Here is a 1,565-nt window from a genome sequence, read left to right as displayed (position 1 = left end):
AGATATTTTAACTTTTTTGGCTAGGGTAAATTTGTCTTCCTATGTTTAATGAGCCCTTGTGTTTTATGGGGTTAGAATTATGCAATTGGCTCATATGAAAGTAAGAAGGTTTCATTTTCTTTAGAAACTAAGTAATTGGAATAATAATTGAGTTGAACCAACCTTCAATGTTATGGTTCAGTCTTAAACAAAATGTTGTGATTAAATAAAAAAGATGTGAATATATTGAATAAGCTTGTGGTATTAAAATACAAAAAAATTATTGTTTTTTTAATATTTAGCTTGTTGTTTTTGGCTAAACCTGCATTTGCTGCATCTAGTAACACAGCAATATTTACTGTTGGCTCAACTAAATATACAAATAGTAATTTCTTAAATTTAACGTCATCCCTAGAAATCACCACACAAAATGTACCCTCGTTTACCTATCCCGAATCTGCTAAAATTACTAATAGAGATTATCAATGGCAATATAATAATATTACCTACAAATGGCATCTTGAAATACCTAATGATCTACTTGATTGGGATAGAGAGGTATATGATTTAATAGATAAATTCTATCATAGCAATGGACATACTCAACACAATATATTATCCTCGGTACCTAATAGCTTAAAGGAAATTATACTATCCACTACATTAATATCCAATAGCAATCACACCCCTTTTATTAATGAACAAAACAATAGTCTTTATGTAAAACGTCTTGCAGATAGTTTATCTGAACAAGCCAATTTCAACAATTATGACTATTTTCATACTGCTGAATTTGCACAAAGTTTTGTTGGTGGTGCCATTCCATATATGAAAAGTGACCTTCCTAAGTTGCCGGTACAGACTTTGGTGGACAATGGAGATTGCACAGATAAATCAATTTTATTGGCCACTATATTAAAGAATATGGGATACAATGTGGCATTGTTATTTTTCCCTAATGAAGATAACCAAGATGGTCATTTGGCTGTTGGTATTGAATTTAGTGACCCCCAAATACCTACAAATAGAGATTTAATTTATTATCTTCATGATGGGGTGAAATATTATTTTACTGAAACGACTGAACCAGGTTGGAAAATTGGAGAAGATAGCGACGAAGCCCTTGACGAAGGATTTGTATATCCGGTTAATTAATAACATACATCCTGAGAGGGCTGCCAGTAGTAAGTTGGGGTTTTGGCTGTAGCTCCTGCCCGGTAGTTATCCTTAGTTTGGCCTTTGCCTTTGTTTACCTACCTTTTTTCCGAATTTAATTCTTTTTTTTTGTTAACTTTTAGCTTATTTTGTTATTTTGTTAACATTTTGGTTTAAAGATGGAGCGGGGGGAGGACAGCCCCCGCCGCTCTATGTTGAAGCATGGAATATCTTTTTCCTTTTCTGGTGGGGGATACTTTGGATAGAGAACTGGCTAATCGAGGCATAGATTTAAGCCGGAAGTGAAAAAGAATAACCTCTATTATTTCAGGAGTTGGCCTTATGGCAGAACCAGAAATGCTAATAATATATTTTTAGGTACTCAACTTTCACAGAACCAAAAACCCCTTTAAGCTAGGCACAACCTGAAA

1 protein-coding gene is annotated in these 1,565 nt (G+C 33.7%); it reads left to right on the top strand.

The window, feature by feature from the left end:
• Window positions 1-225: 225 nt before the first annotated feature.
• On the top strand, window positions 226-1,134 hold the full coding sequence (locus BM056_RS25500; RefSeq protein ID WP_092476355.1) for a hypothetical protein: 909 nt from the start codon (window positions 226-228) through the stop codon (window positions 1,132-1,134).
• The last annotated feature ends 431 nt before the right edge of the window (window positions 1,135-1,565 follow it).

Origin of the sequence: Desulfotruncus arcticus DSM 17038 (assembly GCF_900113335.1) — a bacterium.
In the GTDB taxonomy this organism is placed as follows: domain Bacteria; phylum Bacillota; class Desulfotomaculia; order Desulfotomaculales; family Desulfallaceae; genus Desulfotruncus; species Desulfotruncus arcticus.
Note: the sequence above shows the minus strand (reverse complement) of the source record. Positions and strands in the feature narration are given on the sequence as shown.